This window comes from Methylobacterium tarhaniae (assembly GCF_001043955.1).
GTDB classification, from domain to species: domain Bacteria; phylum Pseudomonadota; class Alphaproteobacteria; order Rhizobiales; family Beijerinckiaceae; genus Methylobacterium; species Methylobacterium tarhaniae.
In genome coordinates this window covers 1-26,169 of record NZ_LABZ01000097.1, presented here as the reverse complement: position 1 = coordinate 26,169, position 26,169 = coordinate 1, and the positions used below count along the sequence as shown (strand labels likewise).

The following is a 26,169-nucleotide window of genomic DNA, read 5'->3' as shown; positions in this document are numbered from 1 at the left end:
CGCCTGGATCCGCAGCCGCGTCGCCCGCTCGCCGGCCTCGCGGGTCAGCGCCCGGGCGGGGTACTCGTAGAGCTCGTAAGATGCGTTCTCGGGAACGCGGTCGATCGACGGCGTGTCCGAGGCGAGATCGAGGTTGGGGGTGAGGAACTCGTAATCCTTTCCGGCTCTCCGTCCGGGTGTGAACGAGAGTTGCCGGCGCCAGTCGTGGATGTGCTCGGCATCCGACGAGCCGAAGGCGAGACGGACGCGGGTGTCTTGACTGCCGTCATAGGCCGACGGATGATCGCCGACGGCGAGCGTGTGCGTGCCGCGCTCATGGCGGAACCAGTAGAACAGCCCTTCCTCTTCGAGGCGGCGCAGCAAATACGCGAGATCGGTCTCGTTCCACTGTACGACGTAGTCGCGCTTCTGCGGCGGCCGGGTGACCCCGGCGAGGGTGTAGTCGCGGATGCGGTGCTCGGCGCACAGGGTTTCCAGCACCTCCAGGGTCGATTGGGTGAGGAAGATGCGGCAATCGCTGCGCTGGCTCATCAGCCACAGCCGCGGGCGCAGGGTGAGCGCGTATTGACGCGCGCCGCGGGTGACGATCGGCCCCTCGTGCAGTTCGGTGACGAGCCCGTTCCAGACCCGCTGGCTCCCGTCGGCGAGGGTGAGGGCGAGATCGGCGGCGGTGCCGACGATCTCGTCGGGGCGGACCTCGTCGCGCTGGGCCCGGACGCGGGCCTGGATGGTGAAGAGGCGGTTGATGCCCTCCTCGACTTCGAGGCGCTCGAGGAGGAGCACGTCGGGTCCGAGCACGGTGTCGATCGCCATCAGGCGCCCGGCCTGGGTGTAGATCATCGCGAGGCGCTCCCTTCAGCCCGCCTGCCCGCTCAGCCGCCGATCTGCACCGGCGTCCAGGCGGAGGCGACCGCCGCCACCGGGTCGACGGGGTGCCCGGCTTGCGCCGCGAGCGTCGTCGCCGCGTCGGCGAGCCCGTTGCCCGCCGTCACCGCGGTCTCGGACAGGGTCGCCCCGAGGACCGCCACCGACGGGTCCGGCACGCCGTCGAGCCACAGCCAGCCGCCCTGCCCGTCCGGCGCGGCGCCCTCGGCCCCTTCGAGCGCGACCTGCGCCACCACCCCTTGCGTCAGGTAGGCGTGGCCGGCGAAGCGGCCGGCGAGGTCGGGCAGCGCCAGCCGGGCGGTCCAGGCCGGCTCGCCCCGGCCGGTCGTGCCGCGGGCGAGCGCCCCGTCCGGCGGCGCCACGCCGGCATTGAGGGCGAGCGGCGTCTGCAGGCGGATCCGGGCCCGGCCGGGATTCCAGCCGAGCCGGGTCTGCGGCGCGGCGAGCAGCCGGCCGAGCAGCATCGCCGACAGGCTGCGCGCCTGCGCCTCGGCGCTGCGGTTGCTGTAGCGCAGGAGCGGCACCCGCCCGGTCTTCTGCAGCAGGACGAGGCCCGACAGCGTCAGCGTCGCCGTGCCGGCGGCACCCAGCAGGGCGAGGCGCACCCCGTCGAGGTCGAAGGCGTGGGCGAAGTCGTTGACGAAGGTCTCGGCGGCCGGGTTCGGCGCGAGGCCGCCGGTCGTCAGCGTCGCGCCGGCATAGGCGCCGCGGATGCCGCCGGTGAGGCCGGCGCCGCCGAGGCCGGAGGCCGGGGCGCCACCCTTGGTCGCCGCGCTCGCGGGCGCCCGGCGCTGGGTCGCCCGGGCTTCGGCCGGCGGCAGGAAGATCGCCTGGCCGGGGCTGAGCCGGCCGGGATCGACCAGCGGCCGCTCGGTCAGGGCGACGATGTCGGGTCGGTTGTTGTAGGCGTAGAGATCGGGCCAGCGCACCGGATCGCCGTAATGCGCCTCGGCGACGCTCCAAAGCGTGTCGCCGGCCTTGAGCACGTAGCGGACGGGCTTCATCGGTTCCTCCGGACATGCGGCCGGACGGCGCGGCCGCGAGGGGGCGGGAGGCGCCGGCGCGCCTCTCCGCGTGACCGTGTCGCGGACAAGCGCCAAGGCGCCGGTCCGTGTGTGTCGTCTCTGAAGGATGACGGTCGGTCAGGACGACCGGGCGGTCGCCAGGTCGTAGGAGGCGATCATCGGCGACTGCGACATGTTCTGGTTGTCGGTCGGCGTGTACTTCACGTCCATCTTGGTGAAGTTCAGCGTCACCGTCTCGATCGGCCGGTCGCCGGTGGTGCCGATGGTGTAGCCGGCGATCAGGGTGTTGTGCAGCGTGAACTCGATATAGGTGTCGCCCGGGTTGCCGGTGGTGACGAGGTGGATCACCGCCGTCTTGCCGTTGCGGCCCGAGCAGGCCTCCTGGAACAGCTTCGTGGTCGAGGAATCGCTGACCTTGGTGAGGGTGACCTCGCTCACCGTCGGCTCGGAGGCCTCGCGGTTGGCGGCCGAGCCCGCGAAGGTGTTCATGTTGCGGGTGACGTTCCAGTGCAGGGACTCGATGTCCATCCAGCGCCGGTGCGCCTCGTGGGTGGCATCGCCCTGGATACCGTCGATCTGCAGGTAAATCGGCATGGCTTGGATCCCTGTCCTCTCGTGTGGTGGAAGCGGGCGGCGTCCGGCCCGTGCGAGATCGCCGGGAGGCCCGGTCAGGCCTCCGGCGGGGGTGCGACCGGGGGCGAGGCCGCCCCGGCGGTTGCTCCTGGAGCGGGCGCGGCCGTGAAGCGGCCGTCCCGCGTGACGGTGAGGGTGATCGGCGGCACCGGGCGCCCGTCGAGGGCGTGGGCCAGGACCAGGTCGGAGAGGGCGGGCAGCATCTCGCGGGTGAGCGCGCCCTCGATCGCCCGCGCGCCGATATCGGCGGCGAGGCACCGGGCGACGAGGCCGTCCTCGACCGAGGGATCCCAGGCGAGCGCCGCCCCGTGGGCCGCCGCCACCCGCTCGCGCACCCGCCCGAGCTGCAGCCGGGCGATGCGGGCGAGGATTTCGGGGGTGAGCGGCCGGTAGGGCACGATCGTCACCCGCCCGAGGAAGGCCGGCTTGAAGTGGCGCAGCAATTCGGGGCGGATCGCCTCGACCAGCCCTTCGCCCTCCGGCATCGTCTCCGGGTCGGCACTGAGCGCCGCCAGGGTGTCGGAACCCGCATTGGCGGTGAGCAGGATCGTGGTGTTGCGAAAATCGACGTCGCGGCCCTCGCCGTCGCGCAAGGTTCCCTTATCGAAGACCTGGTAGAAGACGTCCTGGACGCTCGGATGCGCCTTCTCGACCTCGTCGAGGAGCAGGATGCCGTAGGGCCGGCGCCGCACCGCCTCGGTCAGCACCCCGCCCTCGCCGTAGCCGACATAGCCCGGCGGCGCGCCGACGAGGGAGGAGACTTTGTGCTCCTCCTTGAACTCCGACATGTTGACGACGGTCAGGCTCGCCTCGCCGCCGTGCAGCGCCTCGGCCAGCGCCAGCGCCGTCTCGGTCTTGCCGACGCCCGAGGTGCCGACCATCAGGAACACGCCCGGGGGTTTTCGGGGATCGGCGAGCCCGGCGCTCGCGGTGCGCAAGGCGCCGGCGATCGTGGCCAGCGCCTCGTCCTGTCCGGTGACCCGGGCGCGCAGGCGCTCCCCGAGATCCTGCGCGGCCCGCGCCGCGTCGCGCACCAGGCGCCCGACCGGGATGCCGGTCCAGCGGGCGATCACCGCGGCGACCGCCGCGCGGTCGACCTCAGGATGGACCAGGGCCGCCTCGCCCTGCACCCGCCGGAGCTCGTCGCGCAACGCCGCGTGCCGCTCCTGCTCCTCGGTTCCTGCGAGGGCGTCGATCTCGGCGATCAGACCGCGCTCGTGGCCGACCCGGTCGCGCAGGGCCGAGAGGCGCTCCTCGGTCGCGGCGAGGCGCGCGTCGAGATCGGCGAGCGCCGCCGGGTCGGTGCCGGGCTCGCGGGCGCGCGCCGCCCGCCCGGCCGCGAGCCCGGCCGCCTCCGCCCGCAGGTCCTCCACGGCGGCCGGCTCGCCCTGGCGCCCGATCGCGACCGCGGCGGCGGCGGTGTCGAGGACGCTGACCGCCTTGTCGGGCAATTGCCGGGCCGGCAGGTAACGGGCCGAGAGCCGCACCGCCTCGACCACCGCCTCGTCGCGGATGACGACGCCGTGATGGGCCTCGAGCGCCGGCACCAGCCCGCGCAGCATCCGGGCGCCCGTCGCCTCGTCCGGCTCGGCCACCTTCACCACCTGGAAGCGGCGGGTCAGCGCCGGGTCGCGCTCGATGTGGCGCTTGTACTCCGACCAGGTCGTGGCGGCGATCGCCCGCAGCTCGCCCCGGGCCAAAGCCGGCTTGAGGAGGTTCGCCGCGTCGCTGCCGCCGGCCTGGTTGCCGGCGCCGATCAGGGTGTGGGCCTCGTCGATGAACAGGATCACCGGTACCGAGGCCGTGCGGCAGGCGGCGATGACCGCGGTCAGACGGCGCTCGAACTCGCCCTTCACCCCGGCGCCTGCCTGGAGCAGGCCGAGATCGAGGGCGCGCACGGTCGCCTTGCGCAGGGGCTCGGGCACGCGGCCCTCGGCGATGCGCAGGGCCAGCGCCTCGACCACCGCGGTCTTACCGACGCCGGCCTCGCCGGTGAGGATCGGGTTGTTCTGGCGCCGGCGCAGCAGCACGTCGATCACCTGGCGCAGCTCCGCCTCGCGCCCGACGACGGGGTCGATCCGGCCGGCCCGCGCCTCCGCGGTGAGGTCGAGGGTATAGCGGTCGATCTCGGGATCGGCCGCGCCGGGCGCCGCGGAGGTTCCCGCGGCGGACGGCCCGGCCGGCCGCTCCGCCGCGACCTCTGCCGCCTGCTTCTCCGCCGCGCCGGTGTCGATGCGCAGGGAGGGCACCGCCTCGCGGATCGTCGCGCGCAAGGCCGTGGAGGTCGTGAGCGCCAGAGCCAGGTCGGGCGGGGCGACGGCGTCGCGCCCGAAGCGGAGCGAGGCGGTGAGCCAGCCCTCCTCGATCCACCCGATCGTGCCGCGCGACAGGGACGGCGCCGCCGCGCCGCCGCGCCGCATCCGGTCGAGGGACCGGGTCAGCTCGGCCCGGACGCTCTCCACCGGGCAGCCGAGGGAGCGCAGCAGGGCGCCGAAGGGCTCGCCCTCCTCGATCAGCGCGAGCAGCCAGTGCTCGACCTCGACCGAGCCGTGCTCGCGCGCGACGGCGAGGCCGACGGCGCGTTCGAGCGCGCGGCGCAGGCCGGGATCGAGGCGGCCCACGACCACGTGAAGGTCGAAGGTCGGCATGCGCGAATCCCCTCCTTCTAGAAGACGCATCATCGTGTCTGGCGGTTGACGCTGATGTTATATGGGGCTCGTCAACCGTGAAAAGCCTCCCCGGAAAAAATTTTCTGAATAGGGGGCCGATCTCATGCCTCGCCTCGTTCGTTTGCAATGAGTTAGCGCCTGATGACTGAGAAATCGCGATCGATCGCGTTCAGAGGGCGTGATCGGGCAAAAAATCTGCCGTAACGTCTTCACCTGCCAGGATAGCCGCACTAGCTACCCCGGCGAATTGGTTCGAACGCCCTGCATATGCCGCTCGATCTCGACGACATGCTGAAGCGCGTCCGGGAGGACGATCCCGTAGGCCCGGACATCAGGGCCGACCTTACGGACGGTGCGCCATATCTCAGGCTGAAGGACGCCCGCTCGCAGGCGCGTGCGGCCGAGCGCGCGGCCGAGGCCGCCGGTGAGGCGATCGCCGTGCCGGCCTCCTGGACGACTGTGCGCGACCTCGGCCGCGAGGTGCTGGCGCGCAGCAAGGATCTCGAAGTGGCTGCCTGGCTGGTCGAGGCCCTGGTGCGGCTCGAGGGCTTTTCCGGCCTCGCCACCGGATTCGCCTTGATCGACGGGCTGGTCGACCGCTACTGGCCCGACCTGCACTCGGTCGACGAGGACGATGCCGAGGGGCGGCTCTCGCCGCTCGCCGGCCTCAACGGCGTCGGGGCCGAGGGCGTGCTGATTCAGCCGATCCGCATGGTCCCCCTGGTGCCGGGCCATCCCTACGGCACCCACGCCCTGTGGCACGCCGGCGGCGGCGGCCGCGGCGCGGGCCAGTCCGACTTCATGGAGGCGCGGGCCGCAACGCCCTCGGACGCCCTGCGGGCGCATGCCGAGACCGCGCGGGCGGCGCATGCGGCGTTCCTGCGCATGAGCGCGACGCTGGACGCCTTCTGCGGCACCGACGCGCCGCCGCTCGCCAACATCCGCGCCGTGCTGGAAGAGGTGCTCGACGTCTATCGCGGCCTGCTCGGCACGGCCTGGGGCCAGCACGGCCCCGTCGCGCAAGCGCCGCCGCCGGATGCCGCGGCGGCCGCCCCCCTCCCCGCCCCGGCGCCGGCCTGTACCGGCCCGCGCGTGATTGCGAGCCGCGACCAGGCCTTCGACGAACTGCTCGCCATCGCCGCCTATTTCCGGCGGACCGAGCCGCACTCGCCGATCTCCTACGCCCTCGAGACGGTAGTGCGGCGCGGGCGGATGACGCTCCTCGACCTCCTCGGCGAGCTGATCCCCGACGCCGAGCACCGCGGCCAGTTCCTGCGCCAGGCCGGGATCGAGGCCGGCGGCGGCGAAGGCCGCTCGCCGTGACGCCCCCTCCCCCGGGCGCCGGTCCCCGCAACTCCCTCGTCCCTGCTGAAGAGGTGCGCGCATGTCCAGCATTCACGAGAAGCTCGAACGGGTGCGCAAGCCCCGGGTCCACATCAAGTACGAGGTCGAGACCGAGGGCGCGCTGATCGAGAAGGAACTGCCCTTCGTGGTCGGCGTGCTCGGCGACTTCACCGGCGACCCGGCCCAGCCGCTCAAGCCGTTCCGCGAGCGCAAGTTCATCCAGATCGACCGGGACAATTTCGACGAGGTGATGGCCCGGATGGCGCCTGGCTTGAACCTGACCGTCGACAACACCCTGGCGGGCGACGGCACCCAGATGCCGGTGCGGCTGCGCTTCGACCGGCTCGACGACTTCGAGCCGGCGGCGATCGTCCGGCAGGTCCCGGCGCTCGCCAAGCTCTTCGAGACCCGCAACGAGTTGCGCGACCTCCTCACCAAGGCCGACCGCTCGGAAGACCTCGAATTGCTGCTCGAACGGATCCTCCAGGACAATGGCCAGCTGCGCCGGCTGGTCGACGAGCTCGACCGCAAGCCCGCCCAGACCTCCGACGGAGACGCCTGAGATGTCGAACCCCCGAGACACCGCAAGCCCGGAGACCGCCCGCCGGGAGGGCGCGCCGCTCGTCGAGACCGTCGCGCCCGAGGGCGGCCTGCTCGCCTCGGCCATCGCGGCGACCAAGCAGACGGCCCCCGACCGGGCCGAGGAGCTGCTGCGAACCCTGACCCGGAGCGCGCTTGAGGGCACGGTCAGCTTCGACCGCAACCTGACCGTGACGATCAACCGGGCCATCGCCGAGATCGACGCCCGGATCTCGCGCCAGCTCGCCGCGATCATGCACCGGCCCGAATTCCTCAAGCTCGAAGGCTCGTGGCGCGGCCTGAAATACCTCGTCCACCACAGCGAGACCTCGGTCAACCTGAAGATCCGGGTGCTCAACGTCTCGAAGCGCGAACTCGCCAAGGACCTGCTCAAGGCGACCGAGTTCGACCAGAGCCAGATCTTCAAGTCGATCTACGAGAGCGAGTTCGGCACCCCGGGCGGCGAGCCCTACGGCGCGCTGATCGGCGACTACGAGTTCTCGAACCACTTCGAGGACGTCGAGATGCTCCAGGGCCTCTCGGGCGTGGCGAGCGCCGCCTTCGCGCCGCTCATCGCCGCGGCGAGCCCGAAGCTGTTCGGCTTCGACGATTTTCGCGATCTCGCCAAGCCGCGCGACCTGGAGAAGGTCTTCGACACGGTCGAGTACGCCAAGTGGCGCGCCTTCCGCGATTCACCCGATTCGCGCTTCGTCACCCTGACGATGCCGCGGGTGCTCGCCCGGCTGCCCTACGGCCGCGAGACCCGAATGGTCGACGAATTCGACTTCCAGGAGACGCCGGGCGCCCCCGGCGAGCGCCTGAGCCTGCCGCACGAGCATTACTGCTGGTCGAACGCCGCCTACGTGCTCGGCGCCCGCCTCACCGACGCCTTCGCCAAGACCAACTGGGCGACCGCGATCCGCGGCGCCGAGAGCGGCGGCAAGGTCGAGGGGCTGCCGATGCACGTCTTCCAGAGCGACGACGGCGACCTCGACCTGAAATGCCCGACCGAGGTCGGCATCACCGACCGGCGCGACGCCGAACTGGGCAAGCTCGGCTTCCTGCCGCTCTGCCACTACAAGAACACCGACTACGCGGTGTTCTTCGGCGCCCAGACCACGCACAAGCCCGAGAAGTACGACCGGCCGGAGGCGACCGCCAACGCCGCGATCTCGGCCCGCCTGCCCTACATCATGGCGACCGCCCGTTTCGCGCATTACCTGAAGGTGATCGGCCGTGACAAGATCGGCTCCTTCATGGAGGCCGAGGATTGCGAGAAGTGGCTGAACCGCTGGATCGGCAACTACGTCAACGCCAACGACGAGGCCGGGGCGGAGATGAAGGCGCGCTACCCCCTGCGCGAGGCCCGGGTCGAGGTGCAGGAGATCCCCGGACGGCCCGGCTCCTACAACGCGGTGGCGTGGATGCGGCCGTGGTTGCAGATGGAGGAGCTGACGACCTCGCTGCGCATGGTCGCGCGCATCCCGCGCCAGGGCTAGACGCGGCATGGCCGAGGGGGCGGCACGTGAGCGCGTCGCGGGCGAGGCCGTGCGCCTGCGCGCCGACCGGCTGGTGGCGCTGATCGACCGGAGCCTGAACCGGGCGGTCAACACGATCCTGCACCATCCGGACTTCCAGGCCCTGGAGGCGCGCTGGCGGGGCCTCGCCTATCTCGTCGGCGCGGCGCACGGGACCGGGCCGAGCACCGGTCAGGTCGCCGTCAAGGTGCTGGCCGTGTCCTGGCGCGAGCTCGCCCGCGACTTCGAGCGGGCGGTGGAGTTCGACCAGAGCCACCTGTTCGAACTCGTCTACGCGCAGGAATTCGGCATGCCGGGCGGCGAGCCGTTCGGGCTGCTGCTCGGCGACTACGCGATCGGCCACCGGGTCGACCCGGTGGTGCGCACCGACGACGTGGCGATGCTTCAGGGCATCGCCGGCGTCGCCGCGGCGGCCTTCGCGCCGTTCCTGGCCGGGCTGAAGCCCTCGGCGCTGGCGGTCGACGCGTTCGGCGACCTCGACGGCCTGCCGAACCTTGCCTCGGCCTTCGAGGGGCCGGACTTCCTCCGCTGGAACAGCCTGCGCGAGACCGAGGATTGCCGCTTCGTCGGCCTCCTCGCCCCGCGGGTGCTGATGCGCACCCCCCACCGCGCCCACCACCGCAAGCGGGTCGACGGCTTCCCGTTCGAGGAGGAGGTGCGGGCGGGTGGGGCCGAACTCCTGTGGGGCAGCCCGGTCTACGCCTTCGCCCGGGTGGTGCTGCGGGCCTTCGCGGCCTCGGGCTGGTTCGCGGATCTCCGCGGCGTGCCGCAGGACCGGGAGGGCGGCGGCCTCGTCGCCGACCTGCCGACCGTGAGCTTCTCCACCGACCGGCCGGGCCTCGCCGCGCAGCCCCCGGTGGAGATCCGCCTGAGCGCGGCGCAGGAGCGCCAGCTTGCCGACCACGGCATCATCCCGGTCGGCCACGTGCCGTTCACCGCGGCCCTCGTGTTCAACGCCAACCCGTCGCTGCACCGGCCGGCCCGGGCCCTGGGCGTGGCGGCGGAGGAGAACGCGCGGCTCGCCGCGATGCTGCAATACGTGCTCTGCGCCGCCCGCTTCGCCCACACGCTCAAGGTGATGATGCGCGACCAGGTCGGCCGTCTCGGCGGCGCGGCGGCGGTCGAGCGGCTGATCGTCGACTGGCTCGCCCGCTACCGCCTCGGCAGCGACAGCGCCGAGGCTGAGCTGAAGGCCCGCTATCCCCTGCGCGACGCCGGCGTCGAGGTGCGGGAGATCCCCGGCCGCCCCGGCGTGCTCGGCTGCACGCTGCGGCTCCAACCGCATTTCCAGCTCGACGACGTCGCGGCGAGCTTCCAGCTCGTCGCCGAGGTCACCACCGCGCAAGGCGCCGCCTGAGGCGCCCCCACAAGCACAAAGACGCCGCCTGAGGCGCCCCACCCGCACCCGAGGCTCGCATGACCGTCCTCGACACCCCCTCCTCCCTCGCCGACCTCCTCGCCGCCGGGCGCCTCGACGAGGCGGTCGCCGCCGCCGGCCGGACCGTGAAGGCGCGGCCGGCCGACGCCGCCGCCCGGGTGACGCTCGCCGAGCTGCTGATCCTCCAGGGCGCCCTCGACCGGGCCGAGGCGCAGCTTCAGGTCGCGGCCGGGCACGCCCCGGCCGAGGCGCCGGCCATCGCGATCCTGCGCCACCTCCTGCGCGGGGCCTTCGCCCGGATCGCCTGGTACGAGACCGGGGCGATGCCCGACTTCGTCGACGGGCCGACCCCGCGCCAGGCGGAGGCGATGCGCCTCGCCCTCGCGGTGCGGGCCGGCGACGCCGAGGCGGCGGAGGCGACCCGCCGCGCCCTCGAAGCGATGGCGCCCGTCCGCGCCCGGATCGACGACGGCCCGGTGGCGGAGGTGCGCGACGCCTGCGACCTGTCCCAGGCCGGGTTCGAGGCCCTGACGCTCGCCGGCCGCTACCTCTGGCTCGCGCCGGAGCGGATCGAGAGCCTGACCTTCACCCCCCCGAAGCGCCCGCGCGACCTGCTCTGGCGCCGGGCCGAGGCGCGGCTGCGCGACGGGAGCGAGGCGACCTTCCTGGTCCTCGCCCAGTACCACGACCCTGCGGCGAGCGAGGCCGAGCGGCTCGCCCGCGAGACCGCCTGGATCGAGGCGCCCGGCGGCGTGGTGCGCGGGCGCGGCCAGCGGGTCTGGCTCGTCGGCGACGAGGCCCGCGACCTGCTCACCATCGGGCGCATCGCCGTCGAGGCTTAAGAGACGATGCGCCTCCAGCCCTCCCTCCTCGACCGCCTGATCGACGACGAGCCGCAGCGCGTCGTCGACCCGCCGCGCTCCCGCGCCGAGGAGCTGCGCCGGGTGCGCGAGGGATTCCGCCGCGACCTCGAAGCCCTGCTCAACACCCGCCGCCTGCCCACCAGCCCGCCGCCCGGCCTCGACCTGGTGCGCGAGGCGCTGCCGCATTACGGCGTCGAGGATTTCGTCGGCGCGCCGCTGGCGACGCCCGAGCAGCGCGCCGCCCTCGCCAAGGCCCTCGAAACGACGATCCAGGCCTTCGAGCCGCGCTTCCGCGCCGTGACGGTGACGGTCCTCAAGGGCCGCGACCCGCTGGAGCGCCTGCTGCGCATCCGCATCGAGGCGGCGGTGCATGTGAGCCCCGACCCCGCCCAGGCGCCGGAGCCCGTCACCTTCGAGACCGCCCTCGACCCGGCGATCCGCAGCTTCTCGGTGGAGAGCCGCCATGACGGGTGAGGTCGTCGCGCCAGCAACATCGAGGCCGATCCGGGGGAGCATGGAGGGGCGAGCGTGACCCTGCCGCGGGAGGGCTCGCGGACGATCCGCGAGGGGATCATCGTCTCGGAGGCGATGGACTGGTGCCGCTCGCCGACGGCGATCGTGCCCTACCGGATCTACACGCACCACCAGGTGGAGGGGGCGAGCACGGCCGACAGCGTGCGACAGACCGACGAGCGCTCGCACGTGCGGGGCTCCTTGATCCGGCAGTGCTACGGCGACGAGCCCGGAGTGGGCGGAGGCGTGACGTCGGGGACACGGGGCGCGGAATGCGAGCCGAAGACGTGGTCGTCGAGCGTGCGGTTCGAGGGACGCCCCGCGGTGCGCCACGACGACGAGTGATGGATGAACCACAGGAATGCAGACGGATCGCGGCATTCCATCAACGTCATCCCCGGCCACCATCCTCGACCCCATGGCCGTGACGGCACCACCGCTCTATCCTTTCCCCAAGGTGAGATCTCCCCGCGCCGCGAGGCCTACCCGGAGCCCGCCCCCGTGAACGACCGCCTCTACGGCTTCTACAATTCCGAGCTCGAAGCCCTGCGCGGGCTCGGCGGGCACTTCGCCCGGGCGCATCCGAAGATCGCCGGGCGGCTGCGGCTGTCGCCGGATGCGGTCGACGATCCGCACGTCGCGCGGCTGATCGAGAGCTTCGCCTTCATCGCCGCACGGCTGCGGCTCAAGCTCGACGACGACTTTCCGGAGATCGTCGAGTCGCTGCTCGAATTCCTCTATCCGCACTACCTCGCGCCGATTCCCGCGCTCGCCATCGCGCAGGTCGATTTCCCGCCCGACCTGAAGCAGGCGATCGTGCTGGCGCGGGGGACGAGCGTCGAGACCGACCCGGTCGAGGGCGACATCTGCCGGTTCCGCACCACGCAAGAGGTGTCGCTGTGGCCGATCCGGGTCGCGGCCGCCTCCCTCACCGGGCGGCCGCTGGTCGCGCCGCCCTGCCCGCATGTCGAGGCCCCGGCGAGCCTGCGCCTCGTCCTCGAGACCCTCGATCCGGGCGTCACCTTCACCGATCTCGGCTTCGATTCCCTGCGTTTCTACCTGCGGGCGCCCTGGCGCCAGGCGGTGGCGCTCTACCGGCTCCTGCTCAACGAGTGCCTGGAGGTCGCCATCGCCGACCATCCGGAGGACCGCTCCGCCACCTTCCTCGGCCGCGACGCGATCCGGGCCGTGGGCTTCTCGCCCGAGGAGGCGGTGCTGCCGCCCGCGCCCCGCTCGCACCCGGCCTACCGGCTCCTCACCGAGTTCTTCGCCTACCCCCAGAAGTTCCTGTTCCTCGACCTGGCGCGGATCTCGGCCCGTACGCTCCTGCACGCCGGCAACCGGATCGAGGTCTTCTTCTATCTGTCGCGCCACGCCGCCGACCTGGAGCGGGCCTGCGCGCCGGCCACCTTCGCGCTCGCCTGCACGCCGCTGGTCAACCTGTTCGCGCAGCCCGCCGAGCCGGTCACCCTGACCCATGCGGCGCGCGAATACCCCGTGCTCCCGGATTCCCGCCGCCACGCGACCCGCGAGGTCTACGCGGTCGAGCGCGTTACCTTGACCGACCGGGCCGGGCAGAGTCGCGACGCCGTGCCGCTCTTCGGCCGCACCCTGACCGGCGCGCAGGAGGCCGGGGCGCTGTTCTGGCAGTTGCGCCGCCGCCACCTGCCCGAGGGCGGCGAGGGCACGGATGCGCGGCTCGCCCTCGTCGACGCCGAGGCCTCGCCCGCCTCGCCGACCGACGCGGTGCTGTCGGTCGATACGCTGTGCCTCAACCGCGACCTGCCGGCCCGCCTGCCCTATGGCGGCGACCAGCCGGTGCTGAAGGTGTTGCGCGGCCCCGGCGAGGTCGGGCGGCTGCGGGCGCTCACCCCCTTCACCCCGACGCTCCGGCTCGAACCCGGGGACGGCCTGCTGTGGCGGCTCGTCTCCCACCTCACCCTCAATCACCTGTCGCTGTCGAATACCGAGGGCGGCCCGGAGGCCCTGCGGGAGATCCTGCGACTCTACGACTACCGCGACGCGCCCGAGACCCGCAGCCTGATCGACGCGGTCGTCTCGGTCACGCACCGGCGCGCCACCGCCCGGGTCGCGGAGGGCGGGCTCGCCCGCGGGCTCGACATCGAGGTCCAGATCGACCGCCGCTTCGCCGAGCCCGGCGCCGCCTTCCTGCTCGGCCAGGTGCTCGACCGGTTCTTCGGCCTCTACGTCAACCTCAACAGCTTCACCCGCCTCACCTTGCGCGAGAGCGGGGCGGCCCAGCCGATCAAGACCTGGGCGCCGCGCTCGGGCGAAAGGCCGCTCGCATGAGCGGCGCTGGCGAGCCCCAGACCCTCGGCGAACGCCTGGATGCCGAGATCGACCGGTTCGACCCGTCCGAGGCCCTGCGCCTCGTCGAGGCGTTCCGCGCGCCGTCGCGGGACGGCGCGGCGGACCCACCCGAGCCGGCGCTGGCGGTCGGCGCGGTGACGAACCGCCACGTCGCCACCGCGCTCGCGCCCCCGGGCACCTTCGGGCTCGACCGGCGCGGCCTGCCGGAGGCCGCCTTCATCGGCGTCGCCGGGCCGCTCGGGCCGCTGCCGCCGGTCTATACCGAGGTGGCCCTGCACGAGCGCCGGGCCCGCAGCCCGGGGCTCGCCGCCTTCCTCGACCTGTTTCTCGCCCGCGCGACGCTGGCCTTCCTCGATGCCGACGAGAAGTACCGGCTGCCGGCCCGCATCGCCCGGCGCGGGATCGACGGCGGCGACCGGATCACCGAGGCGCTGCGAGGCATCGCTGGCCTGATGCTGCCGGCCCATCGCGGCCGTCTGGCGACGCCCGATTCGGAGCTCCTGCCCTATGCCGGGCTCCTCGGGCGCGCGGTGCGCTCCGCCGCGGGGCTCGAGGTGCTGCTCGCCGACCGGCTCGGCTTGCCGGTGCGGATCGCCCCGTTCCAGGTCCGCCGCCTGCCGATCGCGCCCGAGGAGCAGACCCGCCTCGCGGGTCCCGCCCCATCCTATGGCCGCCTCGGGGTCGACGCGGTGGCGGGCGCGGGCATCCTCGACGCGACGAGTTCCTTCCGGGTGGTCCTCGGCCCGGTCGGCGCGGCGGAGTTCGCCGCCCTCGCGCCGGGCGGCCCCCGCATGGCCGAGATCGTCGAGTTGGTGCGCCTCTACGCCGATCCCGGCCTCGATTTCGACGTGCAGGTGATCCTGCGCAAGGAGGACGTGCCGGAGGCGCAGCTCGGCGCGAACCCGCCCGCCCTGGGCTGGAACGCTTGGCTGCGCCAGTTGCCGGCGGAGCGGGACGCGGATCAATCGGTCTTCGATCCCGTGCAGGACGCGCCATGATAGGACGCGCCATGACAGGACGCGCCATGACCCCGCACGGGCGTGGCGCGGGAGCGTCGAGGACGGCCTGTCCGATCGCGTGGCGCGGGACCCGTCGGCCCGGCCGGAGTTGCTGCGGGGATTGTCGGACCGCTTCGCGTGGGGCGAGGCGACGACCCGCCAGGAGGCGCGCGACGCCGAGGGGTTGATCGACGCCCGGGCCCTCGCGGCCCTGCGCCGCGCCCTCGGTCGCACCGGCCGAGGCCGCGAGCCGGACGCCGATCAATCCGCCGAGCAAGTGGAACTCGTCGAGCGCGGGCGTGACCTGGCTCGCCATCGTCGTCGTCGGGCACGTCGCCAGCCATCGGGCGACGACGACCTCGCCGCGCGCTGTCCTTGCCAGAGCGGGCCTCTGCGAGACGGAGAGCCCGGTACCGGCGTCCCGTCACCCCTCCGGCCGTCGGCGCGCCTGCCCCGGCCGGCCGAGCCATCCGAACACTCCTCCCCCGGCGAGCCGGTCGAGCACCGCCTGCGCGTCCGGACGCGCGTCCGGATCGTCCCGGAGGAGGTCGCGCACCAGTTTCCCCAGCCGCCCGCCAAGACCGGGATCCGGCAGTCTGGCCCGGGCCGCCAGCGCATTGTCGCGGTCGCGGCCGAGCCCGACCCGCTCGCCGCGGGCGGCGGCGGCGAGCAGCAGGCCGAGGGCGTAGAGGTCGGCCGGGGGACCGCCGGGGCGGCCGGCGAGCTGCTCGGGGGCGGCGACCGACCATTTCCCAGCGAATTCCACGTCGGGCAAGGCCTCGCCGGCCCGGCGCACCACCCCGAAATCGATCAGCGTCGCGCCCTCCGGCCCGCCGCACAGCATCACGTTCTCCGGCGACACGTCGCCATGGACGAGGCCGGCGGCGTGGACGGCCGCGAGCGCCCCGGCGAGACGCCGGGCGAGCGCCGCCACCGCCGCGGGCGCCAGGGCGCCGCTTGCGTGAAGGACCTGCGCCAGGGTCTCGCCGTGGAGGAGGTCCATCACGATCACCGAGCGGCCGTCGCCGTGGCGCAGGAGGTCGCGGCCGCGGGGAATCGCCGGATGCGTCAGGCCCGTGAGCGCCCGGGCCTCGCTGACGTGGAGCCGGGCCAGCACCGGGTCGCGGGCCCGCTCCGGCCGCAGGATCTTGGCGGCGTGGTCGCTGCGCAGGTCGCGGTGGCGCACCCGGTAGACTTCCGCGAGCCCGCCGCGCCCGATCCGCTCGCGCACCGTGTAGGTGTTGGCGATGATCGTCTCGGGCAGGAGAGAGGCGTCGGGCGCGGCGGGCGGCGGGGCGGAGGCGTCCCCGTCGCCGAGCCGGTCGAGGGCGGCGCGGGCGGCGTCGAGGACGATGCGGCGCTCGGCCTCCGGGCGCGGCTGCCCGTCGCCGTCGCGCCCGATCGCCGCCACCAGGGCGTCGAGCCGCACCTGCACCCGCAAGCTCTCGCGCCGCGCCGCCTCGGCCTCCCGGGTCATCGCGCCTCGCTCCCCTCGCCGGCAGCGTCCACCACCACCACCGAGACGTTGTCGCGGGCGCCGGCGATCAGGGCGTCGTCGATGGTGCTCGCCGCCGCCTCGGACGGGCTGCCATGGCCGGCGACCTGGGCGAGGCCGCGCTCGCCCAGGGCCCCGACGAGGCCGTCGCTGCACAGGACGAAGCGGTCGCCGGCCCGCACCGCGCCCTCGGCCCAGTCGAGGGCGAAGGCGTCCTCGGCGCCGACCGCCCGCGTGACGACCTTGCGGCCCTCGCGGGTGGCGTGGTCGCGGGTGAGCGGGACGAGCTTGCGCCCGCGCAGCAGGTAGGCGCGGGCATCCCCCGCCCAGGCGACGGCGTAGCGCCCGGCGCGGATCATCAGCACGACGACGACCGCCGCCACCACCGCGTCGGGCCCGAGGCGGCGGGCGCGGGCGCGCAGGGCCTCGTTGGCCTCGGCGAGCAGGGCCTCGATCGTGCCGCGGCCCGGCGCCCCGGGCCCGGCCGGGAGACCGGACAGGCGCTCGGCCACCGCGGCGGCGGCGACGTCCGCGGCGGCGTGGCCGCCGGCCCCGTCGGCCACCGCCCACAGGCCGAGATCCGGCCGGTCCACCACCGCGTCGTCGTTGCGCGGCCGCCGGGTGCCCCGGTGGGTGCGCGCCGCCGAGACGAGGCGGACGGCCTCGGGGGCCGCCCGGGGCGCGAGCGGCTCGGCCGCCGCCGGGATCGGCACCGCCGGGGTGCAGGATGCCGCCTGGCGGGTCCAGTCCTGCCAGCCCCGATCCGCCCAGCGCCCGTCGAGGAAGGCGGCGAACTGCTCGGGCGCCGGCACGCCGCGATGCAGCAGCAGCGAAGGCGCGACGGCCTCCGATCCCTTCGTCCACCAGAGCGTGACGGCGCCGCGCGAGCCGGCCAGCGCCGCGTCGAGGGCGTCCGCGTAGGCCCGGATCGCCTCGACCTCGCCGCCGAGGCCGTAGCGGCGCGGCGCGTCCGGGACGGCGGGCGGCGGCTCCGGCAGGCCGAGGGCGGCGAGCCCGGCCTCGAAGGCGTCGAGGTCGACATCGTCGTCGAGGCAGGCGCGGGCCCGGGCCTCGGCGGCGTCGAACCAGTCCCCGGCGGAGCGGAACAGCCGCCAGGGCTCGGCGAGGCCGGGCATCTCTGCGGCGAGCACCAGGGGGAAGTACCGTCCGACCCGGTCGACCGAGGGCATCAGCACGCCGGCCGCCGGATGCGGCCCCATCGTGCCGCGCCCGAGCACGAAGCGCCAGACCGGGGCGACGAGGTAGGCCGGCAGCCAGGCCTCGCCGAGCTGGCGGCGGCTCGCCACCAGCGCCCGCGACAGCCATTGGTCGAGGGCGCCGTGCAGGGCGCCGCCGAGGCGGCGGCTGACGAAGTCGCCCCGGGTCGGAACCTTGCCGAAGAACCCGGTCGCGGCCGGGTCCGTGGCGGCCGGACGTCGCCCGCTCACCGGAACCTCGGGCAGCGGAAGGACCGCAGGGCGGCGAGCGCGAAGGGGTTGGGCCGGGTCGGGCTGCGCAATTCGAAGCTCGCCTCGCGCCCGCCGATGCTGAAGGCGAGCCGGATCCGCTCGGGTCCCACCGGCTCGGCCCGGGCCGCATCGACCAGGCGGAACAGCGCCCACGGCCCGGTGAACGAGGCCGCGTCGGGCGGGCCCGGCTGCACGGTGACGCGGGCGGCCCGGCTCGCCGGCCCCTGGCCCGGCCAAGTCAGCGTGAGCGGCCGGACGGTGCCGCGGGTATAGGTGACCTCCTGGCCGTCGGCGACCAGGGAGGCGGTGGTGGCCTCGGGGTCGAGGCGCAGGGGCGTCACCTCGAAGCTCACCGACGGCCGGTCGGTCCCGGCCTGGAAGAAGGCCCGGCGGATCTCGTCCGCCGCCTCGAAGCTGCGCAGGGCCGCCGTATTGTCCGTCGCCTGGCCCGCCTTCTCGTCCTCCTCCCGGCGCCAGCGCCAGGGCTTCGCCCCGGTCTCGACCGCGTCGGCGAGGTTCTGGCGGAAGAAGCGGGCGAACAGGCCCTCGGGCCCGAACAGGGCCGAGAACTCGGGAAGGCTCGTCTCCGCGGCCGCGTTCCGGTCGAAGGGGTAGCGCCGCTCGGTCGCCGCGCGGCAGGCCCGCTCACCCCCGGCCTCAGCCCAGCGTGTGGCGAGATCCTGCACCTTGGCCCGGTCGCGGGCGCGGGCGACGAGGTCCTCGTCGAGCGCGATCGGAATCAGCGGGCGGGCGAGCAGGGCCGCGACGTGGCCGTCGAGGCTCGCGCGCAGGGCTGCCTGCCGCTCCTCGGGGTAGAGATGGGCGAACAAGGCCGACAGGCGCTCGGCCGCGAAGCTCCGGTCGAGGCTCTCCTCGGTGCCGAGCATCAGGTAGAGGCGCAGGGCGTCGGCGAGGTCCGGCGCGGCCGGCGGCGCGGGCTCCTCCCCGGGCTTGCGCTTCGGGCGCCCGGGCGGGAGGGCGGCCGCGCCGAGAACCGTCCTCGCCGGTTCGCCGGCCGGTTTCCCGCGCTCGCCGGCGGGCTTCCTTTCTGCCTCGCCGGCGGGCCTCCCCTCTGCCTCGCCGGGGGGCCTCCTCTCTGCCTCGCCGGCGGGCTTGCCGCCCTCCCGCAGGAGGGTGGCGAGGGCGACGAGCAGGCGCGGCTGGAGGTAGCCGGTCAGCGCGCGCTCGTAGAGGTTGGCCTGGCCCGCCGTCACCTTCGCCGTCTGGTCGAAGGCGTCGAGGAGGCGCGGCGTGCGGTTCCGCGCGTAGGGCGCGGCGGCGTCGCGGGCCTGCGACAGCACGGCGTCGGCGCGCACGAAGTCGGCATCGGCGACCTCCTCCACCGGCAGCGGCGCGGCGGACGCCGCGTAGCGGGCGAGCCGCGCGTCGGTCTCGGCGAGCAGGGCGCCCTGGCGCAGGTAGCCGGCGAGCCAGGTGAGGGCCAGCCCGACCGCCAGGGCGGCGGCGAGGCCGCCGGCGGCCCGGCGCAGGATTCGGGCCCGGCGCTCGGCCGCCGGGTTGGTCGAGACGAGGTTCGCCTCGTTGAAGATCACGTCCCGGAACAGGCGCGCCAGGAAGAAGCTGCGGTGGCCGCCGGCGCTCGCCGCGGAGAAGCGCGGTAGGTCGAGGGCGAAGTGGCGGCTCGCCGTGCGGCCGACGAGGTCGAGCACGCTGCCGTCCTGCTCGGCCGAGGCGAGGTAGAGCCCGCGCAGGCGCGGCGGCGGATCGAAGCGCGAGGAGGCGGCGATCTCGCCGAGCGCCTCGTGCAGCGGCTCGGCCACTAGGGCGAGCTGGCCCGGGAAGGCGAAGATCTGCGCCCGCCGCTCGGGATCGGTCTCGCCCTGCAGGCGTTCGAGCAGCAGGGCGTTGAGGCGCGCGACCAGGTCGTCGAAGGCGCGGCCGAAGCGGTCGGCGAGGTCGCCGCCCTCGATTTCCCCCCGGGGCAGCGCCAGGGTGGTGCCCCAGACCTGCTCGCGCTCGCTCTTCGGCAGGCTCTCGAAGAAGGCGTCGAAGCCGGCGATGCGGTCGACCTTGGTCAGCACGACGTAGACCGGCACCCGCAGGCCGAAGGCCTCGTCGAGCTCGCGCAGGCGCTTGCGGATGGTGCGGGCATGGTGCAGCCGCTCCGGGGCGGAGGCCTGGACCAGGGTGTCGACCCCGAGCATCACGATGGCGCCGTTGAGGGGCTGGCGCCGGCGGTGCTTGCGCAGGAGCTTGAGGAAGCCGCGCCAGGCGGCGGCGTCCGCCTCCCCGTCGCCTTCCTGGGCGGTGTAGCGGCCGGCGGTGTCGATGAGGATCGCGTCGTCGGTGAACCACCAGTCGCAGGAGCGGGTGCCCCCCACCCCCTCGACCGATTCGCCGACGCTGTCGGCCAGCGGGAAGCGCAGGCCGGAATTGCGCAGGGCCGTGGTCTTGCCCGAGCCCGGCGGGCCGATCAGCGCGTACCAGGGCAGGGCGTAGGCGGCCTGGCGGCCCATCGTGCGGCGAAGGAGCCGCAGGGCCTCGCGCAGGCGCGTGCGCAGCTCGGCCACGTCACCTTGCGCGGCCCAGGCCGGATCGGCCTGCGACACCGCGTCGATCAAAGCCTCGTCGCGGCGGCGCCCGCGCACGAGGTAATAGAGGCAGTAGACGACGTAGGCGACCCCGATCGCCGCGACGGCGTAGATCCGGGTCTGGACCGCCGCGAAGGGCCGCCAGGTCCCGAACGAGACCGCCTCGCCGTAAAAGAACACCACGCAGGCGGCGACGAGCGCCCAGATCAGCGCGACGAGCCACCAGGCCTTGACCCGGCTGGCATAGGCGGTGGCGTAGGAGCGGATCTCGTAGATCCAGTTGAGGATGTTCACGGCCGGCCTCCCGTCGTCTCCTCCGCAGCCTCCTGCCCGTCCGCGTCCTGCGGCCCGGCTCCCTCGGGCCGCGGCGCCCTGTCGGAATCGTTGCGGCGGATCACCAGCTCGGTGCGCCGGTTCTGGGCCCGGCCCTCGCGGCTGTTGTTGAAGGCGATGTTCTCGGGGCTGTCGTTCGGGCGCACCGGCTGGGCGTCGCCACGGCCCTCGGCGCGGATCGCGTCGGTGCCGATCGACTTCGCCAGGATCGCCGCCACCGCCTGTGCGCGGGCGACCGACAATTCGTAGTTCGACGGGAAGCGCACGGTGCGGATCGGCACGTTGTCGGTGTGGCCGATGACCTGCACGGTGACGTCGTCGCCGCGGATCGCCCGGCCGATGCGCTCGAACAGGGCGACGTAGGGCGTGGCGACCTCGGCGCTGCCGCTCTCGAACAGGCCGGCATTGCGGATGCGCAAGGTCGCGCCGTTGCCGTTGGGGACGACGTCGAGGGTGCCATCGTCGATCTCGGGCCGGAGCGCGCCGCGCAGAGCATCCACCAGGCGGGTCTCGGCCCGGGCCGGGGCGGTCTGCGCCCGCGCGGGCGGGGCCGGGCGCTCGCCGCGCAGGCTCGGGGCGGCGTTGGGGGGCGCCGCGATGAAGGCCGCGAAGGTCGCGTCGGAACGTCGGTTCACCGCATCCTGCAACACGAGGTAGAGGCCCGCGAACGCCAGCACCGCGAGCCCGAGCACCGCCCAGACCAGGCGCCCGGTGCCGGCGGCGGTAAGCCGCGCGTCGACGCCGCGCCAGGCCGGCGACAGCTCGCGCTCGGCCTCCCCCCGCAGCGTCCGGTACAGGCCCTCGCGGATGCGGCCGATCTCGAGGTGGCCCTGCGGGTGCACCCGCATCCGCCCCTCGAAGCCGAGGGACAGGCAATGGTACATCAGCAGCAGGACGTCGCGGTTCGAGCCCGGATCCTTGTGCAGGTGGGCGAGCAGGTCGAAGAAGCGCTCGCCGCCGGTCACGTCGGTGTGGAAGGTCGAGACCATGCCCTGCCGGGCCCAGATGCTGTAGGCGCCCCACGAGGAGTTCAGGATCACGTCGTCGATCGTCGCGCAGAGCGCGTAATGCGCGGCCTGCGCCCGTTCGCGCGTCACCGCGACGCCGAGGATCGCCGCCTCGAACGCCTTGACGGCAGCGATGACCCGCAGGCGCAGGGCCTCGAGATCGGGCGTGCCCGACAGCGTGCGCAGCCGCGCGATCAGGCTGAGCAGCGGCAGGGCCGCCTCCACCATCGGAGGCATCCCGGTCCGGGCGAAGTCGCCGGGCTCGGGCAGCGCGGCGGCCGCCGCCCGCGGCGGCGGGGCCGCGCGGGGATCGACGTCGAGCAGAGGCGCCGCCCGTACGCCGCCCGGGGTCGGCCTCACCACCGTCGATTCCGAATCGTAGCTGCGCGGATCTGCCTCCATCACCGCCCCCCGACCGGATCCATCGTCATCGCCGACCCTCACCCCTACGCCCTAGCGTCAGATCGACATGGACAATGCACGAAACGGCCAAGCGTCGCATTGCAGCGTCAATTTCTCTTGCGTAGGAGAGTTGACGGCTGTGCTTCCCCAGAGTATCTTGCGACGGCAAAAGATGATTTGCAGGACCTTTCGCGCTCCGAGACGATGTTCGAGCGATCCGACCGAGTTTGAACCATCCGTCGTCATCCCGCGGCCGCGCAGCGTAGCCCGGGATCCATGACCGCTGACGATGCAGGACGAGGCGGACCGATCTTCGTCTTATTCTTCCACGTCGGCGGTCATGGATCCCGGGTTCTCGGCTGCGCCGAGTCCCGGGATGACGTCGAGAGATTTCGACGCGACCGCTCGAACAGGATCCGGTGCCGTCAGGTCTGCTCATGGCGATGCCTGGATGCACCCCGGACCGTCCGCGACAGCGCTACCCCTTGATCGCCCAGAGCTCGAGGTCGAGATCGGGAAAGTTGCCGGCGACGTGGATCGCCACGGCGCTCGACTGGTCGAGGTCGCGCCAGAGCGGGCCGGTGGTGTCGAGCTCGAAATAAACCGTGCCGCCGCGATAGGGCAGCTGGCGCGGCGCGACCGCGAGCGGGCGCACGCCGATGCCCGGCAGCGCCACGTTGACGAGCTGCGCGATCTGCTCGACCGGGCCGATCTTGATCTGGTTCGGCAGCGAGCGCCGCAGGGTCTCGGCCGGCACCGAGGCGCGCACCGCCAGCACGAAGCCGGCGCCGCGCAGGAGCGTGCGGTCGTTGATGGTGCCGACGCGCACCCCGTGGCGGCGCTCCTGCAGCTCGATCGGCACCGCGACCTGCTCGAGCAGCGCCGAGAGCCCGGCGCGCAGCTCGGAGAAGACCGAAGCGAAGGTGGCGGCGAGGTCGTCGTGGCGGTAATCCGGCAGTTGCGGCGCCCGCCGCGACGGGGCCGTGAAGGTCGCGATCTCGCCGGCGAGCGCGAGACAGAGGCCGTAGAACGTCTCCGGGTGGAGGCGCCCGGCCTGGGCGCTCGCGTGGCGCAGCAGCGGCTCGGCCCGGTTGAGCACCTGCAGCAGCAGGAAGTCGGCGATCTCGCCGGCGCCGCGGGTCGTCGGGTCGGCGATGCGCGCCGCCAGCGCCTCGGCCCGGTGCGAGACCAGGCCCTGCAACTCCGACACCAGGGCGGCGAGCGGGCTTTCCGCCGCGCAGGCGAGGCAGGGGGCGATGAACCGGTCGTCGAGCACCACCGCGAGGTCCGAGCGCACCTCGACCACCCGGGCGACGGCGAGGCGCTCGGTGCCGGCGAGCGGCCCGTTCGAGGGCAGGTAGGACAGGCGCAGGCGCCCGACCTCGATGCCCGCGCTGGCGAAGCCGTCGCTGTTGGCGTCCGGCGCGTCGTAGGCGCTGCGCCGCAGCCGCGCCGCCACGTCCTCGCGCCGGTCGCCCCCGACCTCGGGGCTGCCGGGCTGGCGCATCGGCACCGCGAGATGGATCGTCACGTCGCGGGTGCCCGGCGGCAATTCGAGCGGCGGCGGCTGGTCGGCATCGCCCGGCGCCTCGAACGGCGTCCCGTCCGGGAAGATGCCGCGGGCATGCGACAGGGCGAAGCGCCCGACGCCGAGGAGCTCGCGGTTGATCCCGATCTCGGTGAAGCCCCACGGATAGGGGACGAGGTCGCGGGTCAGGCCGCGCACGAAGCGCTCGGTCCAGCGGTCGGCCTGCTGGAAGTGCTGGATGCGGAGGAACATGCCCTCCGACCAGACCACGCGGTTCTCGCTCAGCATCGGCTCTCAGGGCTCCCGGATCGGCCAATCGTCAGGTGCGGCGGGCATGGATCGCGCGCAAAGGGGCGATCACGGCGTCGGCAGCGGGACCGCCCGCCGCCAGGTTGGCGTGCAGCGCGCGGTAGCGTTCCCAGGCCGCCGCCTTGAGCAGCGGGCCGACGGCGAGCCGGTTGCCCTCGCGGGCGGCGTCCTCGATCGAATCCGGCTCGATCTGTGTCCCGACCGTATCGGCGGCCTCGGCGACCGCGAGGCCGAAGGTTCGCGCATCGCGCGCGACGCCGGCCAGCCGCGCGACCAGCCGGTCGCCGGCATCGGCGCCCCCCGCCGCCAGCAGCCCGGCCACGAGGGTCGGCAGATCCTGTTCGAGCAGGCCTTGGCCTGCCGGGTCACGCTCGGGGGACGGACGGTCGAGGCCGAGGTCGCGCTCGGTCTTGCGCTGGACCGCCTCGACGGTCGCCAGCACGTCGACGAGGCGGCGCAGGAGCTGGCCGGCCCGCACCAGGGCGGCGCGGTCCGCGGGCGCCGCCTCGGGCGCCAGCCCGCCGAGACCAGTCCCCTCGATCAGCGCGGCGCAGGCCTCGCCCCAATCGGGGACGGGGGCGCCCGCCGCGACGGCCCCTGTCCCTGCCGCGGTCCCTGAACCGTCGTCGAGATGCCAGTCCGCCGGCAGGAGGGTGCGGGCCGGGGCGAGGTGCAGCGCCTCGTTGACCGGCGCGACGTGCTCGCTGCGACTGGCGAAGTCGCTGAAGGCGTCGGCCTCCGCCTCGGGCAGCTCCGTGAGCGACGTGGCGGGGGGAGCCTGCCAGCCATAGGGCAGCACCGCCTGGGCCTCCGCCGCCCCGCCGGGGACCGCCGCGAGCCAGTCGCTCGCCGGGCCGCCGAGGCCGCGCGCCGCCCGAGGCTCGCTCGCCTCGCTCGTTCCGGCGAGGATCGCCGCGACGCCGCCCTCATGCCCGACCCCGTTCGGCCCGACGGAATCCGGTTCCGCGCGCATCGCCGCCCATCCGTCCGGCGCCTCGCGGCCGACGCCGACGCGGTAATCGCCGATCCGGAAGCTGTCGCCGGCATCGAGCGCCCGGCGGTTGCCGCGGCCGACCGGCCTGCTGTCCGCTGCGAAGAACACGCCGTTGCTCGACAGGTCGACGAGGTAGAACCCGTCCGCTCCGGCCTCGATCCGGCAATGCAGCTTCGAGACGTGCCGCTCGGGATCGGGCAGCACCCAGTCGTTGTCCGGGCCGCGCCCGATGGTGAACGGACCGGCCTCGGGATCGAGGCGCCGCGCGCCGATCTCCGGGACGCCGTCCGGCGCCTGCAGGACTCGCAGGGTGAGTGTCATGGCTTCGCAGTGTCCCGGTGCGGACCTCTAGTTCAGGCGCGACAGGGGAACGCCGGTCCGGCGGCTCGGCGCGCCGACATAGACGGCGTCCCGCGGCAGGGCCGGCGGCTCCAGGAAGACGACGCCGATCGGCAGGCCCGGCGCGCCCGCGATGGTGGCCGGCTTGTTGAAGTTCTGCGCGCCGACCGCGGTCATCGTCTGACCCAGCGGCAGCAGCGCGCCGAGCGCGGCCTGAGTCCGCATCCCGCCGCCGGGCGTGGAGAGCGCGAAGCCTGTCACCGGGTCGACCGCCACGTTGCGGTTGGTCTGCAGCAGGAGTTGCCCGACCTGGCCGGTACCCTGGACCAGGGCCGCCGCGAACAGCCCGGCATAGCGCTCGAAGGCGTGGTCGTCGACGTCGCGCGAGATGCCGGTGCGGGCGTCCCGCGGCGAGATCGCATAGGCCTTGAGCGGGTACTGGCGGCCGTCGACGAGGACGAGTTGCGTGAACTGGATCGCGGCCTGGTTCGAGGAATAGACGATCTGCCCGATCAGCCGGACGCCGTGCAGCGGCCCGCTGCGCCCGGTGCCGTCGACGTCGTAGATCGTGGCGAAGATCGGCGCCTGGGGATCGTCCGAGTTGAAGCCCTGGTCGAGGGAGGCGTAGACCGTATCGCCCGCCCGCGCCACGGCATAGAGCCGCTCGCCCGGCCGCGACGGGGCGCCGCCGGAGCCGCCCGGCCCGGGCATGCCGAACCCGCCGCCCTGGCCCGGATAGCCGGCTTGGCCGTATCCCCCTTGCCCATATCCGGGCTGGCCGTAGCCGCCGGGGCCGCCGCCCTGCCCGTAGGCGCCTTGTCCATAGACGCCTTGGCCCATGCCTCCGGGTCCCGGTCCCGCCTGTCCATGACCACCCTGGCCGTAGCCACCTTGCACCGGCATCCCCTGCGCGCTGCCGTAGCCGCCCGGCTGCGGATAGGCCGCCTGCTGGAGCGGGGCGGGCGGCTACGGCAGCGCGCAGGGG

20 protein-coding genes are annotated in these 26,169 nt (G+C 73.9%); 9 read left to right on the top strand and 11 right to left on the bottom strand.

The window, feature by feature from the left end:
• The 4 genes from tssI to tssH all read right to left on the bottom strand — a co-directional run.
• Nucleotides 1-840: type VI secretion system tip protein TssI/VgrG (gene tssI / locus VQ03_RS14195; protein WP_048451534.1), on the bottom strand; the 840-nt coding region annotated here is incomplete at its 3' end.
• Between the two features lie 32 nt (nt 841-872).
• Nucleotides 873-1,889, bottom strand: a complete 1,017-nt coding sequence (locus tag VQ03_RS14190) for a LysM peptidoglycan-binding domain-containing protein (RefSeq protein WP_048451533.1) — start codon at nt 1,887-1,889, stop codon at nt 873-875.
• A gap of 138 nt (nt 1,890-2,027) precedes the next feature.
• Nucleotides 2,028-2,504 (bottom strand): Hcp family type VI secretion system effector, encoded by a 477-nt coding sequence (locus VQ03_RS14185; RefSeq protein ID WP_048451532.1) that lies wholly within the window; start codon nt 2,502-2,504, stop codon nt 2,028-2,030.
• Nucleotides 2,505-2,578: 74 nt separating this feature from the next.
• Nucleotides 2,579-5,191, bottom strand: a complete 2,613-nt coding sequence (gene tssH / locus VQ03_RS14180; RefSeq protein ID WP_048451531.1) for a type VI secretion system ATPase TssH — start codon at nt 5,189-5,191, stop codon at nt 2,579-2,581.
• A gap of 288 nt (nt 5,192-5,479) precedes the next feature.
• Here tssH and tssA point away from each other — a divergent pair, with 288 nt between their 5' ends.
• From tssA to tssG, 9 genes are all read left to right on the top strand, one after another.
• The gene (tssA, locus tag VQ03_RS14175) at nt 5,480-6,535 is read left to right on the top strand and encodes a type VI secretion system protein TssA (protein WP_053078580.1); all 1,056 of its coding nucleotides are present in this window, start codon (nt 5,480-5,482) and stop codon (nt 6,533-6,535) included.
• A 61-nt stretch (nt 6,536-6,596) separates the two neighbouring features.
• Nucleotides 6,597-7,118, top strand: coding sequence for a type VI secretion system contractile sheath small subunit (gene tssB, locus VQ03_RS14170; RefSeq protein ID WP_048451530.1), 522 nt, complete (start codon nt 6,597-6,599; stop codon nt 7,116-7,118).
• Between the two features lies 1 nt (nt 7,119).
• Nucleotides 7,120-8,634 carry a type VI secretion system contractile sheath large subunit gene (gene tssC / locus VQ03_RS14165; RefSeq protein ID WP_083467994.1) on the top strand — a complete coding sequence of 505 codons (1,515 nt, stop codon included), beginning with the start codon at nt 7,120-7,122 and terminating at the stop codon, nt 8,632-8,634.
• A 7-nt stretch (nt 8,635-8,641) separates the two neighbouring features.
• On the top strand, nt 8,642-10,030 hold the full coding sequence (gene tssC, locus VQ03_RS14160) for a type VI secretion system contractile sheath large subunit (RefSeq protein WP_048451529.1): 1,389 nt from the start codon (nt 8,642-8,644) through the stop codon (nt 10,028-10,030).
• Nucleotides 10,031-10,089: 59 nt separating this feature from the next.
• Nucleotides 10,090-10,893, top strand: coding sequence for a type VI secretion system accessory protein TagJ (locus VQ03_RS14155; RefSeq protein ID WP_048451528.1), 804 nt, complete (start codon nt 10,090-10,092; stop codon nt 10,891-10,893).
• Nucleotides 10,894-10,899: 6 nt separating this feature from the next.
• Entirely contained in the window at nt 10,900-11,388 is a 489-nt protein-coding gene (gene tssE / locus VQ03_RS14150; RefSeq protein WP_048451527.1) for a type VI secretion system baseplate subunit TssE, read from the top strand.
• Nucleotides 11,389-11,442: 54 nt separating this feature from the next.
• Entirely contained in the window at nt 11,443-11,772 is a 330-nt protein-coding gene (locus tag VQ03_RS14145) for a PAAR-like domain-containing protein (RefSeq protein WP_048451526.1), read from the top strand.
• Nucleotides 11,773-11,928: 156 nt separating this feature from the next.
• The gene (tssF, locus tag VQ03_RS14140; protein WP_048451525.1) at nt 11,929-13,737 is read left to right on the top strand and encodes a type VI secretion system baseplate subunit TssF; all 1,809 of its coding nucleotides are present in this window, start codon (nt 11,929-11,931) and stop codon (nt 13,735-13,737) included.
• Nucleotides 13,734-14,756, top strand: a complete 1,023-nt coding sequence (gene tssG / locus VQ03_RS14135; protein WP_053078579.1) for a type VI secretion system baseplate subunit TssG — start codon at nt 13,734-13,736, stop codon at nt 14,754-14,756. The genes tssF and tssG overlap by 4 nt, the downstream gene beginning before the upstream one ends.
• Nucleotides 14,757-15,180: 424 nt before the next feature.
• Here the strand turns inward: tssG and VQ03_RS14130 are convergent, their stop codons facing one another.
• From VQ03_RS14130 to VQ03_RS14100, 7 genes are all read right to left on the bottom strand, one after another.
• The gene (locus VQ03_RS14130; protein ID WP_053078578.1) at nt 15,181-16,233 is read right to left on the bottom strand and encodes a protein kinase domain-containing protein; all 1,053 of its coding nucleotides are present in this window, start codon (nt 16,231-16,233) and stop codon (nt 15,181-15,183) included.
• A complete protein-coding gene (gene tagF / locus VQ03_RS33790; RefSeq protein WP_053078577.1) occupies nt 16,230-17,699 on the bottom strand; it encodes a type VI secretion system-associated protein TagF in 1,470 nt (489 codons plus the stop codon). Before tagF ends, VQ03_RS14130 begins: the two co-directional genes overlap by 4 nt.
• Nucleotides 17,696-20,566: a type VI secretion system membrane subunit TssM gene (gene tssM / locus VQ03_RS31000; RefSeq protein ID WP_053078576.1), complete on the bottom strand. Its 2,871-nt coding sequence runs from the start codon at nt 20,564-20,566 to the stop codon at nt 17,696-17,698. Before tssM ends, tagF begins: the two co-directional genes overlap by 4 nt.
• Nucleotides 20,563-22,014 (bottom strand): type IVB secretion system protein IcmH/DotU, encoded by a 1,452-nt coding sequence (icmH, locus tag VQ03_RS14115; RefSeq protein ID WP_053078575.1) that lies wholly within the window; start codon nt 22,012-22,014, stop codon nt 20,563-20,565. Before icmH ends, tssM begins: the two co-directional genes overlap by 4 nt.
• Nucleotides 22,015-22,492: 478 nt before the next feature.
• The gene (gene tssK, locus VQ03_RS14110) at nt 22,493-23,830 is read right to left on the bottom strand and encodes a type VI secretion system baseplate subunit TssK (RefSeq protein ID WP_048451524.1); all 1,338 of its coding nucleotides are present in this window, start codon (nt 23,828-23,830) and stop codon (nt 22,493-22,495) included.
• Nucleotides 23,831-23,861: 31 nt separating this feature from the next.
• Nucleotides 23,862-25,166 carry a type VI secretion system-associated FHA domain protein gene (locus tag VQ03_RS14105; RefSeq protein WP_048451523.1) on the bottom strand — a complete coding sequence of 435 codons (1,305 nt, stop codon included), beginning with the start codon at nt 25,164-25,166 and terminating at the stop codon, nt 23,862-23,864.
• 27 nt (nt 25,167-25,193) lie between these two features.
• On the bottom strand, nt 25,194-26,024 hold the full coding sequence (locus VQ03_RS14100) for a DotG/IcmE/VirB10 family type IV secretion system protein (RefSeq protein ID WP_053078574.1): 831 nt from the start codon (nt 26,022-26,024) through the stop codon (nt 25,194-25,196).
• Nucleotides 26,025-26,169 lie beyond the last annotated feature (145 nt).